The sequence below is a fragment of the Algorimicrobium algoritergicola genome (genome assembly GCF_008086165.1).
GTDB lineage: Bacteria > Bacteroidota > Bacteroidia > Flavobacteriales > Flavobacteriaceae > Algorimicrobium > Algorimicrobium algoritergicola.
The window spans coordinates 226,777-241,130 of sequence record NZ_VSKL01000002.1; the positions used below are offsets into that span (position 1 = coordinate 226,777).

General features: G+C 33.5%; 14 protein-coding genes. 3 read left to right on the forward strand and 11 right to left on the reverse strand.

Annotated elements, in window-relative coordinates; translation table 11 throughout:
• Positions 1-98: 98 nt before the first annotated feature.
• The gene (locus ES675_RS06995) at positions 99-1,358 is read left to right on the forward strand and encodes a hypothetical protein (RefSeq protein WP_066249950.1); all 1,260 of its coding nucleotides are present in this window, start codon (positions 99-101) and stop codon (positions 1,356-1,358) included.
• Here ES675_RS06995 and ribB read toward each other — a convergent pair whose 3' ends face one another.
• The 6 genes from ribB to tpx form a co-directional block, all read right to left on the reverse strand.
• Positions 1,359-2,513 (reverse strand): 3,4-dihydroxy-2-butanone-4-phosphate synthase, encoded by a 1,155-nt coding sequence (gene ribB, locus ES675_RS07000; RefSeq protein WP_066249955.1) that lies wholly within the window; start codon positions 2,511-2,513, stop codon positions 1,359-1,361.
• 32 nt (positions 2,514-2,545) lie between these two features.
• On the reverse strand, positions 2,546-4,375 hold the full coding sequence (locus tag ES675_RS07005) for an LptF/LptG family permease (protein WP_082985883.1): 1,830 nt from the start codon (positions 4,373-4,375) through the stop codon (positions 2,546-2,548).
• Between the two features lie 104 nt (positions 4,376-4,479).
• Positions 4,480-5,118 carry a LolA family protein gene (locus tag ES675_RS07010; RefSeq protein WP_066249961.1) on the reverse strand — a complete coding sequence of 213 codons (639 nt, stop codon included), beginning with the start codon at positions 5,116-5,118 and terminating at the stop codon, positions 4,480-4,482.
• A gap of 51 nt (positions 5,119-5,169) precedes the next feature.
• Positions 5,170-7,554 (reverse strand): DNA translocase FtsK, encoded by a 2,385-nt coding sequence (locus ES675_RS07015; protein ID WP_066249964.1) that lies wholly within the window; start codon positions 7,552-7,554, stop codon positions 5,170-5,172.
• Positions 7,555-7,682: 128 nt separating this feature from the next.
• Complete coding sequence (locus tag ES675_RS07020) at positions 7,683-8,051, reverse strand: diacylglycerol kinase family protein (protein WP_066249968.1); 369 nt, start codon at positions 8,049-8,051, stop codon at positions 7,683-7,685.
• The gene (tpx, locus tag ES675_RS07025) at positions 8,044-8,550 is read right to left on the reverse strand and encodes a thiol peroxidase (RefSeq protein ID WP_066249970.1); all 507 of its coding nucleotides are present in this window, start codon (positions 8,548-8,550) and stop codon (positions 8,044-8,046) included. Before tpx ends, ES675_RS07020 begins: the two co-directional genes overlap by 8 nt.
• A gap of 183 nt (positions 8,551-8,733) precedes the next feature.
• Here tpx and ES675_RS07030 point away from each other — a divergent pair, with 183 nt between their 5' ends.
• Positions 8,734-9,312, forward strand: coding sequence for a fasciclin domain-containing protein (locus tag ES675_RS07030; protein WP_197503467.1), 579 nt, complete (start codon positions 8,734-8,736; stop codon positions 9,310-9,312).
• 88 nt (positions 9,313-9,400) lie between these two features.
• Here ES675_RS07030 and ES675_RS07035 read toward each other — a convergent pair whose 3' ends face one another.
• The 5 genes from ES675_RS07035 to ES675_RS07055 all read right to left on the reverse strand — a co-directional run bounded on the left by ES675_RS07035 (position 9,401) and on the right by ES675_RS07055 (position 13,701).
• Positions 9,401-9,658: a DUF6952 family protein gene (locus tag ES675_RS07035; RefSeq protein WP_066249974.1), complete on the reverse strand. Its 258-nt coding sequence runs from the start codon at positions 9,656-9,658 to the stop codon at positions 9,401-9,403.
• Between the two features lie 6 nt (positions 9,659-9,664).
• A complete protein-coding gene (locus tag ES675_RS07040) occupies positions 9,665-9,973 on the reverse strand; it encodes a thioredoxin family protein (protein ID WP_066249975.1) in 309 nt (102 codons plus the stop codon).
• A gap of 110 nt (positions 9,974-10,083) precedes the next feature.
• Complete coding sequence (locus ES675_RS07045; RefSeq protein WP_066249978.1) at positions 10,084-10,722, reverse strand: peroxiredoxin; 639 nt, start codon at positions 10,720-10,722, stop codon at positions 10,084-10,086.
• A gap of 141 nt (positions 10,723-10,863) precedes the next feature.
• Positions 10,864-12,336 (reverse strand): Na+/H+ antiporter NhaC, encoded by a 1,473-nt coding sequence (nhaC, locus tag ES675_RS07050; RefSeq protein ID WP_066249982.1) that lies wholly within the window; start codon positions 12,334-12,336, stop codon positions 10,864-10,866.
• A gap of 165 nt (positions 12,337-12,501) precedes the next feature.
• Complete coding sequence (locus ES675_RS07055) at positions 12,502-13,701, reverse strand: aminotransferase class I/II-fold pyridoxal phosphate-dependent enzyme (RefSeq protein WP_066249987.1); 1,200 nt, start codon at positions 13,699-13,701, stop codon at positions 12,502-12,504.
• Positions 13,702-13,870: 169 nt separating this feature from the next.
• On the opposite strand from ES675_RS07055, the gene ES675_RS07060 reads away from it, so the two are divergent.
• A complete protein-coding gene (locus tag ES675_RS07060) occupies positions 13,871-14,329 on the forward strand; it encodes an Lrp/AsnC family transcriptional regulator (RefSeq protein ID WP_066249990.1) in 459 nt (152 codons plus the stop codon).
• Positions 14,330-14,354: the final 25 nt, after the last annotated feature.

Below are 14,354 nucleotides of genomic sequence, written 5' to 3' on the forward strand. Positions count from 1 at the left end.
ATCTAGAATCATGTACAAATAGAAATTAGTCATATCACACCATTAACTAATCTAAATCACTAAATCAATAATTTATGATTATAATAAAATTAACAATTATGAAACAGTCTATAAAAACAATCATATTATTTTTCCTTTGCTTTTTTGCCTTATTTTCAACAATCTATGCACAGCAGAGTATAAATTACAAAGCTATCATTAAAGACGATATCGGTAACGTTATTGCTAATGATGTGGTACCTGTACAATTTAACATTTTACAGGGTGTTGCGCAAACCAATGTATATTCAGAATTACATACGCCAACTACAGATGCTAACGGTATTATTATTGTTAGTATAGGCGAAGGTATATTAGTTGGTGGAAGTCCTGATTTTAGTACGATTGATTGGACTAACGATACGAATTTTCTGCAAGTATTCGTAAATATTGGTGATGGCTTGGTGGATATGGGAATAACTGAATTTAATGCGGTGCCTTATGCACTGTCTTCAGGTGATAAATCTTGGGAAACCGAAATAGATAATGTGCATGTTTTATCAAAAAATGTCGGTATTGGTACAGATTCTCCTAGCGAATTATTAGAAATTAATGATCCGAATAATGCAACCATAAAATTGACAGTTCCAACAGTTGGTAGTTCATCAAAATTAGAATTTGAAACTGGCGATGAAACTGGGGCACATACTTTTTACAGAATTGAAAACAGGAGCGACTATTTAAGGTTTGAAACCGATACAGATTATATAATACCGACAACAGGTTATGAATCGTTAATGAACCTGGGTAGAATGGGTTTAACTTTGGAAACTGGAGCAAGGGTAAACGAGTTTTCTACAGATGGTACATTGGCAGATAATAGTAATAATGCTTTACCAACAGAACAAGCCGTTAAAACCTATGTGGATAATAGTATAGCATCTGTAGCAGCTACCGCTAAAACAATTGTTATTCCTGCGACAGCATTTATTAGTAATGGTGTTAATAACACTATTAATTATGGATTCGGAGGAGGTTTCGTTAATAAACCATCAGGTAACAGCGCAATATATGCTCCAGTAATTATTCCTGGAGGATCTACGATTACATCGGTTACATTTTTTTTTAGAGATACTAATTCCGCTGCAAATGTAAATCTAGAAGCTACGCTCATCTCTATATATCAAACTAATTCCTTTTCATCTTTTCTATTTACAGTTAGCACTTTTGGTGGTTTACCCGATGGTATTACTAGAGTATACGCTACACCTTTTTCAACTACCGGAGAAAGACAGTATTATATTCGTGTTCAACCGACATCAAATTGGAGCGGTACAGATTTGGCAGTTTATTCTGTTAAAGTTATATATACCGAATAATTAATAGTTAACATACTCAACAATTTCCAATCCGTAGCCAATCATACCAACACGTTTGGTTTGTTCACTATTGGAAATCAGTTTGAGTTTATGGATATTTAAATCGTGTAGAATTTGAGCACCAATACCAAAATCCTTCGCATCCATATCAAGGCGAGGCGCTTTTATCACTTCACCTGGAACTTGAGCTTCTTTTAGAACGTTCAGGCGTTTTAATAAATTCATGGTCTGCGATTGCTGATTAATGAATATAACAGCACCTTTTTCAGCTTGGTTAATAACGGTAAACATGTCGTCCAGCTTTTGGTCGGCATTGTTGGTTAAAGTGCCTAAAATATCATGATTAACAAGCGTTGCATTAACACGTGTTAAAACAGGTTCACTAGCAGACCAAGATCCTTTAGTAAGCGCAATATGAATTTGATTGTTGGTTGTTTGGTTGTAGGCACGCAATCTAAAATTTCCAAAACGGGTTTCGAGATTAAAATCTTCCACCTTTTCAATTAAAGAATCATGCTGCATGCGGTAAGCGACTAAATCTTCAATAGAAACAATTTTCAAATCGAATTTTTTTGCTACCTTCATTAACTGCGGTAAACGTGCCATAGTACCATCTTCATTCATGATTTCCACAATAACACCTGCTGGTTTTAATCCGGCAAGTCGTGCAAAATCAATAGCAGCTTCAGTATGTCCTGTACGTCTTAATACGCCACCTTCTTTAGCAACTAGAGGAAAAATATGACCTGGTCTTGCTAATTCAAATGGTTTCATATTATCATCAACTAACGCCTGAACGGTTTTAGCGCGATCAGCAGCTGAAATACCGGTAGTAACCCCGTTTCCTCTTAAATCTACTGAAATCGTAAAAGCTGTTTCTAAAGGGTCTGTGTTATTCCTAACCATCATATCAAGCTCCAAAGCCTTACAACGCTTTTCCGTAAGTGGTGTGCAAATTAATCCACGACCATGTGTGGCCATGAAGTTAATCATTTCAGGTGTTGCCATTTCAGCAGCCGCTAGAAAATCGCCTTCATTTTCCCGATTTTCATCATCAACAACAATAATAACTTTTCCATTTCGAATGTCGTTTATCGCATCTTCAATAGCATCTAATTGAAAGGTTTTAATATTTTGAGTTTGAATCGTTGACATAACAATATTGTATTAAAAAGCAAAGGTATTGCTTATTTTGAATTAAGTGAAAAGACTTTATTTATTTTATTCTTCAGTAAAAAATGTCTTATTGGATATATTATAAATCCAAGTATAATAAAAATCGGGTTTTTAGAAACTTGGAACGTATTAGTAAGTTTTGATAAGCCTAAAACATGCAGAGATGATAATATGAAGTAAAGCGTATAAATTCCGCCAGAAATAGCACTTATTTGAATAATAATTGCTGAAATTTCTTCTAGTTTATTGTTTTTAAACACGAAATAAAGAACAAATAGAATGATAGCCATGCAATAAAAAATAAAACTAAATTTAGAATGCATACTATAATCTGTTAAAAGTGATTTAGCTTTTAGTTGACTTTCAGAACTTAAAGTAATACTAGGTTCTTGAGTCGGGTTATTTTTTTCTGATTTGTTTTGAATTTTTAAAAGCTTCTTAATTGGTTCAATAATATGGTCAAATTCAAATAAACCGCGATCTGCTGTAGCTCGTTTGGTTAAATAGTATCCAAGAGGCAACATAACAAGCGTAGAGAACCAGGCAGCTAATATTGGATTTAAACTACCGTCTTTCGCACTGTTTTTCGCAAAAATTCCAATAAAGTGATAGGTTAAAAACAATAAAATGGCAATAATCATAGGTAATCCAATACCACCTTTTCTAATTAATGCACCTAAAGGAGCACCAACAAAAAACAGGATAATACAGGCAAAACCTAACGCTAATTTTTCATGAAGAGCAATAAAATGTTTGTTGATTTCAACATTACGCTCTTTAAAATATTTACTTTTAACGTTTAATATTTGTGTGGTACTTTTCAAGGAATTTAATGCCTGATCTAACATTTGTACTTTTTTCTTATCAGGAAATAATTCTAATACATTGCCGTTAAAAGATGAGTCAATACCTTTATTAACTGTAATTCCAGAGTTTAATACAGGTAAGTTAGAGCGGTTGTATAAACTTATAGCAAAATCTTCATGATCCTTTTTTAAAGCGGTTCCTAATGAGTCTATCATATAATTTAAATCAGAAATGTTCAGCATATTATACTTGTCTGATACATTTTTTTCGTCTAAATCATTACTGTTTAACTGCGATAAATCGATATTGATCGTGTATTTTTCAAAATAACTCATCACCATGGGATGTCGATTCCTGTCCGCGCGATTTTTAGATGGTGTATCATCATAAAAATAACCATCAAAGAGTATAAATTGTAATACATCTGAATCTTCTTCACCTACAAGTTCACCATCTTTAGCAACAATTATGGTGTTGTTGGCATTATTTGCTTGGCTTTTTTTGTGCATAACCACACCTTTTAAAAACCTTCCATTTTCACCCGATTTTTTTTCAACTTTAATGTTGTAATCCATGACATCATTAAACTGGCCTTCGGCAATAACCATGGCGGGTTTTAAAGAGGCAATGTTTTTCCGGAGATTATGAGAATTGTATTCGGCCCAAGGAATGACGTTATTGGCAAATAAAAAGGTGGTAAAACCTAATCCTACAATAAAGATACTTAAACCAGTCATAGCGCGCTGCAGCGAAATTCCAGTAGATTTCATGGCGGCAAACTCATAGTTTTCAGCAAAACTCCCGAAAACCATAATGGAGGCTAGGAGTATGGTAAGTGGTAATACCAGTGGAATAAGCTTGGGTGTAAAGTAAAATAGAAACTTTAAAATGACAACCATGTCCAAATCCTTACCAGCTAATTCTTTTATATAAAGCCAAATGGTTTGTAATACAAAAATCAGCATGAGTATGATAAACACGCTGAAAAAGGTTTTTAAATACGTAGTAAGTATGTAACGGTCTAGTATTTTCACACGTTTATATTTTCCTTATCATTTGAGCAATTTTAATAAAAAACGACAGGATATTAATGGTTTAATATTTTTTTAACATATTGATATTTAATATGTTAACTAAATTAATCTAACTTATTAATATAATGGTCTTTATATTTATTAGCATCAAAGGTAAATAAGGTTTTTGATAAGGGCTCGTTTGTTTTAAAAGAATTAACAGTTAAAGTCGTTTTCGTACCGTTTTTTCCTGTTTCGATTAAGTTATAAATGTGATTGGTTTGTGCATCAATACCTAAAAGAATAAATTTAATTTCGGAACCGGAATCACTAGGTGTTAATTTCACGTATTGAATTTTTCGGCCTTGAACATTTTGAAGAATATCCATTTTGTAGGTGTATCCTTTTTCATAAAATGATAACATTTTACTTGGGGTAATGCTGTTTTCATCTTCGGTGTTATTTGATGAAATAGTTACCTCTTCATCATCTGGACTAATGCTATAAAGTGTTTTGCCATCATAAAAACGGGTCATTCCTAATATATTCAAACGGTATTTATCGCCTTCAATAACAACATCACCACGTGTTTCCTGTTTTATATTTTCAGCATCATTGTTCAATGCATATTTAAAGTCAATGGAAATATTGTCATAACTTTTTACTTTTTTAGAAACCTTGTTTAATAGAATTTTGGCCTCATTGTCTTGTGCAAAAGTTACAGACGTGACCATGATTAATACTAATACTAATAGTTTTTTCATTACGAATTAATTTATGCGCTTATTAAATTGAACGCTTTTTTTGTTATTGTTTTAGGAGGTTTCGTTTTCTAAAAGAATATTCAATGCTGCTAAATCTGGTACTAAAACCTGTCGGGCTTTACTACCTTCAAATCCACCAACAATTCCTGCTGCTTCCAACTGATCTATTAAACGACCAGCACGATTGTATCCTAGTTTTAATTTTCGTTGTAATAATGATGCGGAACCTTGTTGGGCTGTAACAATAATTTCTGCCGCATCCTTAAACAAAATATCCCGATCACTTATGTCTACATCAAGACTTGTGCCACTTTCCTCACCAACATACTCTGGCAGTAAGTAAGCATCTGGATATGCTTTTTGTGAACCGATAAAATCTGTAATTTTTTCCACTTCTGGTGTATCAACAAAAGCACACTGAATACGGATCATTTCGTTTCCTTGTGTGAAAAGCATATCACCACGACCAATTAATTGATCAGCTCCAGAGCCGTCTAAAATAGTACGAGAATCTATTTTACTAGTTACTCTAAATGCTATTCTCGCTGGGAAATTCGCTTTAATAATACCTGTAATAACATTTACAGAAGGTCTTTGGGTTGCAACAATTAAATGTATTCCAATAGCACGTGCTAATTGCGCCAACCGTGCAATAGGAGTTTCTACTTCTTTACCAGCTGTCATGATTAAATCCGCAAATTCATCAACCACCAAAACTATATATGGCAAAAATTGATGACCATCATTTGGGTTTAATTTTCGCGCTTTAAATTTTACATTATATTCAGCAATGTTTCTACATAAGGCATTTTTTAATAACTCATAACGGTTATCCATTTCAATACACAATGAGTTTAGTGTATTAATTACCTTGGTATTATCTGTAATTATTGCTTCTTCGCTGTCTGGTAATTTAGCTAAATAATGACGTTCAATTTTATTGAAAAGTGTCAATTCAACTTTTTTCGGATCAACCAATACGAATTTCACTTCCGCAGGATGTTTCTTGTAGAGTAACGATGTTAGTACTGCATTTAAACCAACTGATTTACCTTGTCCTGTTGCACCTGCCATCAATAAGTGAGGCATTTTGGCTAAATCCACCACAAAGGTTTCATTACTAATTGTTTTACCTAAAGCAATGGGTAAAGCCATTTCTGATTTCTGGAATTTCTGCGAAGCAATAACCGAACGCATAGAAACAATAGTGGAATTTTTATTTGGAACTTCAATACCAATGGTTCCTTTTCCTGGAATTGGCGCAATAATTCGAATCCCTAAAGCTGAAAGTGATAAAGCAATATCATCTTCTAGGTTTTTAATTTTTGAAATTCGGACTCCAGCTTCGGGTATAATTTCATATAAAGTTACCGTTGGTCCAATGGTTGCTTTAATATTGGAAATACCAATTTTGTAGTTGTTTAGCGTATCTACAATGCGATTTTTGTTTTCTTCTAATTCTTCCTGGTTAATAGTTATACCTTCAGAATCGTATTTTTTTAGCAAATCTAATGATGGGAATTGGTAATTACTCAATTCCAAAGTCGGATCAAACTGGCCAAAATCTTCAACTAATTTATTCGCTAAATTATCAGTTTCCGAAAGTTCTTCTTCAACCGTTTCAACTTCAATCTGCATTTCAGGTTCTTCGGTAGCCTCTTTTGCTACAGGTTTTGGTTCTGGTTTCTTAATTGGAGGTGTAACTGTTTCTTCTGGCTTGTTTTTTTCGACAGTTAAATCGAAAGCAGATTTGATATCTTCAGCTTCCGCTGATAAATCATTATCTAAAGGAACTAGTGTTTCATCATCTACCTGACTATCTTTTAAGTTGGCGTTGATGTCCTTTTTAACCGACGAAAAAGCATTTTTAATAGTATCAAAAGTCATTCTAAACCGAATGGCTAAATAGAATATTAATCCAAAAACGAGTAGGAGTATCGTTCCAATTTTTCCTAAATAGACTTGTAAATACGTGTTTATTTCAAAACCGATTGTTCCACCTAATGAGCTCCATTTTTCAGAGAAAAACCCGAAAATAATTGAAAGCCATACAACAATTAAAGTGCCCCAAAACCAATGTTTGTGAAGTTTAGATCGGTTGCCGTTGGTAAGAATAAAAATACCTGAAAGGAAAATGAGACCCGCAAAAATAAAAGAAGCTATACCAAAGCCACGATGAATAAAAAAATCACTGACCCAGGCACCTGTTTTATTAAGCCAATTTTGAGATGCTACGGTTTTATTAGCAAATTCCGAAAGTGTACTTTGATCGTTTTGTCCTGTAAAAAAGTACGACACAAAAGCAATAAAAAGTAAGAGACCTGTAAGAATTAAAAAACTACCAAACACCAACTTTTGTTGATTGGATAGTTTAAAACTAGGCGCTTTTAACTTGGGTTTTGTCGCTATTGTTGCTTTTGTTTTTTTCTTGGCCATATATACTTTCCGTAAAACAGAAAAAGGTTATTTTGTAATTAATTCTGAAAATTTATGTTCGGGTTGACGTGACATCAGATGGTCACAAAAATACAAATAGTTCGCGTTAATCCTAAAGCTAAATGTATTTAAAAAATCTTTGGAATATATATGATACAACCTATGATTATTGCGGTTACGGCAAAAATAAAGACAGCACCTGCCGCTATATCTTTAATAAGACCTATTTTTTTATGATATTCTGGATGCATAAAATCTGCTATTTCCTCGATAGCCGTATTTATGCCTTCTAACGCCATAATTAAACCAATAGCTCCTATTTGAATAAGCCATTCGGTTGTTGAGATTTTAAAATAGAATCCCGCAACTGTCATTATAATACCAATACAAAATTGCACTTTTATACTAGCTTCTGTTGAAACTAATATAAAAGCGCCTTTGAAAGCATATGTAACGCTTTTTAGTCTATTAATTAAAAATGAATCTTTTTTAGGCATCCATTAAAGCCTGTAAAGCTGCTTTGTAGTTTGGTTCAACTACCGTTTCTTGAACTTGTTCTGTATAAACTACTTGTCCATTTTCATCAATGACTACTACAGATCTAGAAAGTAACGTTTCTAATGGTCCTGAAGTAAAAGCAACGCCATAATTTTTTCCGAAGCTTCTATCTTTGAAATCTGAAAGCGATACCACATTATCTAATCCTTCTGCAGCGCAGAAACGAGCTAATGCAAATGGTAAATCTCTAGAAATGCAAAGTACTTTTGTGTTGTCTAATTCGCTTGCTTCTTGGTTAAATTGTCTCACTGAAGCAGCGCACGTACCTGTATCTACGCTTGGAAATATATTTAATACTAATTTTTGTCCTTTATAGTCTGCTAATGTGTTAGTTCCTAAATCGGTATTGGTTAAAGAGAAATCAGGCGCTTTACTATTCGCATTTGGAAGTGATCCAGATGTTTGAATTGCATCGCCATGTAAGGTTACTGTTGCCATAATATTTTAAAATTTTAGTTGTTATAAAAATAGGGATATTTCCCTTGAATCATTACTAAAATATAAGGTTTTTTTAATCTATTGTATGTTAAGAATGCGTTAAACGAAATATAAATAAAAACCGCAACCTAGATAATTACGTTAGTAGGGTATAAACAAATTAATAACTTAAAAATTACCAATATGAAAAATTTGAAATTAGTAACAGTAGCAGCATGTCTATTTACATTTGTAGTATCTATGAATATGAGTGCTCAAAGTAAAATGATGAAACAAGAGACTAAAATGGTTGGTGGTGCCGAAATGTATCCAACAAAAAATATTATTGAAAATGCTGTGAATTCTAAAGATCATACCACGTTAGTAGCAGCCGTTAAAGCTGCAGATTTAGTTGATGCTTTATCAAGTGAAGGTCCTTTTACCGTTTTTGCTCCAACAAATAATGCATTTGATAAGTTATCTAAAGGAACTGTAGATAATTTATTGATGATGGAAAATAAAATGATGTTACAAACCATTTTAAAAAATCATGTTGCTTCTGGTAAATGGAATGCTTCTGATATTATGAAAGCCATTAAAAAGGGTAGTGGTAAAGCGCAAATTGAAACCTTAAGTGGTGGAACATTAACAGCTTGGATGAAAGGAAAAGAAGTGTATGTAACGGATGAGAATGGAAACTCTGCTATGGTAACTATTGCTGATGTAAACCAATCTAATGGTGTTATTCATGTAATTGATGCCGTATTATTACCAAAATCGTAAGTATATAATTAGTCTATATTTTATTTGAAGATAAAAAGCCACTAAAATTAAATTTTAGTGGCTTTTTTGTATTTGTTTAATATGTCAATTACTTGTCAATAGAACCAAGCACGCGTTTCATAAAGCTGTTTAAAGCTTCTTTTTGTGGTGTGCCATCTTTCATCATTTTATTCACTTCAATAGCGCCATACATGTTTGAAATTAGCTCGCCAATAACATCTAACTCTTCATCTTTTAATGAGGATACTTCCGTTAAGGCTTCTAAAGTTTCAATAGTTTCAAGAACATAATCCTCATCATTCTCTTCAATAAATTGCGTCAAATGTTTAATTATAGGTAGTTTCATGCTTAATTAGATTACGTTATCAACAAGTTCTTTTAAAGCTTCAAATTTATTGGTTTGTTCTTGCCCAACAAATTCACCTTTTTTAAAAGTAGCAAAGGTTGGTAAATTATCAACAGTGGCTAATTTTCTACTTTCAGGAAATTTTTCAGCATCAGCCATTACAAAAGTAACGCCTTCATGCTCTGTAGCTAATTTCTTGAATTTAGGCTTCATAATGCGGCAGTTTCCACACCATGTAGCTGAATATTGTACAACTACTATATCATTATTATTAATGATATCCTGTAAATTATCTTTTTCTAATTCCTGTACCATAGTTTTTTGAAGTTTTGGCTAATCAAAGTCCTCCCAATTAGGAAGGACTTTTTTTAGATGTTTAATATAATTTGTATTAATGGTTCTTCGTACGAAGATGGAAGTTCTAATTAGTGAGATGCTAAATATGCAGCCGTTCCTTTCGCGTTAGCTTGCATAGCGTCTTTTCCTTCTTCCCAGTTTGCTGGACAAACTTCACCTTTTTCCTGTACATGTGTTAAGGCATCTACCAAACGAATATATTCACCAACATTTCTACCTAATGGCATGTTGTTAATACTTTCGTGTTGCACAATACCATCTTCATCAATGATATACGTAGCTCTGTAGGTTACATTATCTCCTTCAACTTGAACAGTACCTGTCTCTTCGTCAAAAATTTCGTTGGTAATATCTAAAATTCCTAAAACACTAGATAAGTTTCTGTTACTATCTGCAAGGATTGGATAGGTTACGCCTTCAATTCCTCCATTATCTTTTGCCGTGTTTAACCATGCAAAATGTACTTCAGGTGTATCACATGATGCGCCAATTACTAGTGTATTACGTTTTTCGAATTCTTTCATTGCTGCTTGAAATGCGTGTAATTCCGTTGGGCAAACAAAGGTGAAATCTTTAGGGTACCAGAATAATACTACTTTTTTCTTGTTGTTAACTGCTTCTTCAAGAACGTTCACTTTAAAAGTGTCGCCCATTTCATTCATTGCGTCAACGTTTAAATCTGGAAATTTTTTTCCTACAAATGCCATGTTTTTATATTTTAATTGTTATTAATTTTCTTAATCACAAATATAAGAACAAGTCGTAGTGTTTAGGTCAAATTGAAATCTTAATTCCTTATTGAAGTATAGTTTAAACTTATGGCGAAGTTTAAAAGTAATAGTTTATTCTTATTTAGTATTGGTGGCTAGTTGTTTAATTTTAATATTTAGTGCAGCATACAGTAACGTCATAAAAGGACTTAACCAGTTGAAGATAGCATACACAAAATAATCAGCAACAGAAACACCTAAAACACTGCTTTGATAAGCACCACAGGTGTTCCAAGGAATTAACACCGATGTTACCGTCCCTGAATCTTCCAAGGTTCTACTCAAATTTTCAGGAGCTAATCCTTTATCTTTATACGCTTGCTTAAACATTTTACCAGGAATAACAATGGCTAAATATTGATCACTGGCAATGGTGTTTAATCCTAAACAACTGATAACGGTACTTGCAAACAACCCAAAAACAGTTGTAGCAAACGACAAGAGTACTTTAGTAATTCGCGCCAAAGCACCTATGGCATCCATAATGCCACCAAAAAACATGGCGCAGCAAATTAGGAGAATGGTCCAAATCATACCTTTCATACCGCCTGCGGCAAATAGGTCATTTAGTTTTTCGTTATCGGTTACAATTTGTGTGTCTGTTAATATGGCATTTAAGGTGGCGCCTAATTTAGAATCTCCCAAACTATCCAAAATAGCGGGTTGGAAAATAAAAGCGAAAACGGCTGCCAGTAAAACACCAACACCAAGGGCAATAAGCGGTTTTGTTTTTAAAAGAATTAAAGCAATTACCACTAAAGGCACAATAAATAAGAGTGGTGTAATATTAAATGTATTTTCAATACTTATTAAAAGACTACTTAAATCGGCTGTTCCTGTGGTATCAATAGTCATACTCATTACAGAGAATGCTATTAATGTAATTATAACCGTAGGAATTGTTGTTAATGCCATATACCGAATATGTGTAAACAAATCCGTTCCAGCCATGGCAGGAGCTAGGTTGGTGGTATCACTCAATGGCGACATTTTATCTCCAAAATACGCGCCTGAAATAGCGGCACCAGCAATCATTCCTGTTGGAATTCCTAAAGCGCTTCCAATTCCAATTAAGGCGATACCTACAGTTGCAGAAGTTGTCCAAGAACTACCTGTTGCAATAGAAATAACCGCACAAATAATAACAGAAGCTGGTAAAAATATTGACGGACTTAATACTTGCAGCCCATAATAAACCATGGCAGGAATAACACCACTAACGAGCCAAGTTCCAGCTAAAGCGCCAACTAGAAATAATATCATAATAGGAACAAATACACTGCGTAAATTTTCCCAAACCTCTTTCATCATGATTTGAAAGCGAACCTTATTGAAAAAACCTACGACAGCAGCGACAGCTGCACCTAATAATAAAATAAACTGATTGGAATATTCTCCTAACGCTTCGCCATCCGCAAGAAAGATGTTGTAAGCTAACATCAACATTAAAATAACCACAGGAATTAACGCTTCCCAGATACTTAATTCTTTATTCTCAATAATTGTTTGGTCTTCAATTTCAATATCTGATAGGTTTTTATCGTCCTGCATATTGGTTGTTAGTTTCGTTAGGATTGTAATGTTACGATTTTCAGATAAAGTATGCAAATACTAATTGCGGGTTGCTTTAATATGATAGTAACAATGATCTCATTTTTAGAAATAAAAAAGGAGCACGCTTGAACGAACTCCTTAATCTATATATAATATTTGCTTCTATAAAATATCAAGAGATTCCATACAAGAACGCATGGTTTTATAAGTGCGTTCAATGTCTGCATCCAATCCAATAGAAAAACGAATTAAACCATCACCCAAGCCCATTTCTTTTTGCTCGTCTTCAGGTATTTCTGATGAAGTAGAACTTCCAGGAGCCGAGAATAAGGTTTTGTAAAAGCCTAAACTAACGGCTAAATACCCTAAATTTTTCTCTTGCATCAATTCCATCAAGGCGTTTGCTTTATCTAATGAGCCAACATCAATGGTTAGCATACCGCCAAAGCCATATTTTTCATTCATCATGCTTTTAAACAACTCATGACTCGGATGAGAGGCTAAACCTGGATAAACGGTTTTTAAACCATCAGCTTCAAATTTCTCTGCTAAATACGTTGCATTTAAACTATGTTGTTGCATTCTAATATGCAAAGTTCGCATATTTTTTAATATGGAAGCAGCTCTTAAACTATCCATGGTAGAACCCAATAACATACAGGCACCATCGTTTACGCTGCGTAAATCGTTTATGAATTCCTGCGTACCGCAAACCACACCACCAACAGTATCACTAGATCCATTTATGAATTTGGTTAAACTGTGAATCACGATATCGGCTCCCAATTGTACCGGTGAAACAGATAATGGCGAAAATGTATTATCTACGACTAATTGTAAGTTGTGTTTTTTTGCCAATTTTGATAATCCTGAAATATCAGCAACTTCTAATAGCGGATTGCTAACAGATTCGCAGTATAAAATTTTTGTGTTTTTAGTAATGGCAGCTTCAACAACATCCAGTTTTGTAATATCTACAAAAGTAGTCGTAATGTTAAGTCTAGGTGCAAAGTTCTTTAAAAAGGCATATGTTCCTCCATAAATGGTACGACTAGAAACTACATGGTCACCAGCACCACAAAGCTGCATAATTACAGGTGTTATGGCTCCCATTCCTGAAGCGGTAACGTTTGCCGTTTCAGTGCCTTCCATAGCTGCTAACGCTTCGCCTAAATATAAGTTAGAAGGTGTAGAATGCCTTGAATATAAATAGCAACCATCGGCATTCCCTTCAAAGGTATCGAACATGGTTTTGGCCGATAAAAAGGTGTAGGTTGATGAATCTGAAATAGAGGGATTTACTCCTCCAAATTCGCCGAAATATTGTAAATCTTGTATGTTATTTGCTGGTTTGAATGCCATAATGTGAAAATTTATAAATTAATAATACAGTAAAAATCGTTAATATTAGATTATCTATCAATAGATGTGTGTTTATTTAGATTATAAATCTATTTAAGTTGTTTAATATAGTTTTTATTACATATATATTGGCTAATATTGTTTTTTAAACGAAAATTTTTCAATTATTATGAATTTTGATCCCATAGATTTAAAGTTATTACAATTTCTTCAAGAAGATGCTAAACAGACTAACAAAATGTTATCTAACAAATTAAATTTGTCTGTTACAGCTGTTTATGAACGTATTAGAAAGTTGGAACGCGAAGGAGTTATTGCGCAATATGTGGCTTTGTTGGATAAAAATAAGGTTGACCGAAGCTTTGTTGCCTTTTGTCATATTAAACTCGTTCAGCATACGCAGGATAACATTGTTAAATTTGAGCGTGAAGTTGCCAATTTAGAAGAAATTTCCGAGTGTTACCATATTAGCGGAGATTACGATTATTTATTAAAAGTAATGGTTCAGGATATGGAAGATTTTAGGGAGTTTATGGTAAAAAAACTAACATCTATTAGTCATATTGGTAGCACACACAGCATGTTTGTTATTAATGAAGTAAAACACACCACAGCTATTATGGTTTAATTTACACGTTTGTTCGAGTGATTTT

What these genes read in the sequence shown, in the direction of transcription:
- ES675_RS06995 (WP_066249950.1), top strand. Translation starts at nt 99, where the DNA reads ATGAAACAGTCTATAAAAACAATCATATTATTTTTCCTTTGCTTTTTT.
- ribB (WP_066249955.1), bottom strand. Translation starts at nt 2,513, where the DNA reads ATGTCAACGATTCAAACTCAAAATATTAAAACCTTTCAATTAGATGCT.
- ES675_RS07010 (WP_066249961.1), bottom strand. Translation starts at nt 5,118, where the DNA reads ATGAAAAAACTATTAGTATTAGTATTAATCATGGTCACGTCTGTAACT.
- ES675_RS07015 (WP_066249964.1), bottom strand. Translation starts at nt 7,554, where the DNA reads ATGGCCAAGAAAAAAACAAAAGCAACAATAGCGACAAAACCCAAGTTA.
- ES675_RS07020 (WP_066249968.1), bottom strand. Translation starts at nt 8,051, where the DNA reads ATGCCTAAAAAAGATTCATTTTTAATTAATAGACTAAAAAGCGTTACA.
- tpx (WP_066249970.1), bottom strand. Translation starts at nt 8,550, where the DNA reads ATGGCAACAGTAACCTTACATGGCGATGCAATTCAAACATCTGGATCA.
- ES675_RS07030 (WP_197503467.1), top strand. Translation starts at nt 8,734, where the DNA reads ATGAAAAATTTGAAATTAGTAACAGTAGCAGCATGTCTATTTACATTT.
- ES675_RS07035 (WP_066249974.1), bottom strand. Translation starts at nt 9,658, where the DNA reads ATGAAACTACCTATAATTAAACATTTGACGCAATTTATTGAAGAGAAT.
- ES675_RS07040 (WP_066249975.1), bottom strand. Translation starts at nt 9,973, where the DNA reads ATGGTACAGGAATTAGAAAAAGATAATTTACAGGATATCATTAATAAT.
- ES675_RS07045 (WP_066249978.1), bottom strand. Translation starts at nt 10,722, where the DNA reads ATGGCATTTGTAGGAAAAAAATTTCCAGATTTAAACGTTGACGCAATG.
- nhaC (WP_066249982.1), bottom strand. Translation starts at nt 12,336, where the DNA reads ATGCAGGACGATAAAAACCTATCAGATATTGAAATTGAAGACCAAACA.
- ES675_RS07055 (WP_066249987.1), bottom strand. Translation starts at nt 13,701, where the DNA reads ATGGCATTCAAACCAGCAAATAACATACAAGATTTACAATATTTCGGC.
- ES675_RS07060 (WP_066249990.1), top strand. Translation starts at nt 13,871, where the DNA reads ATGAATTTTGATCCCATAGATTTAAAGTTATTACAATTTCTTCAAGAA.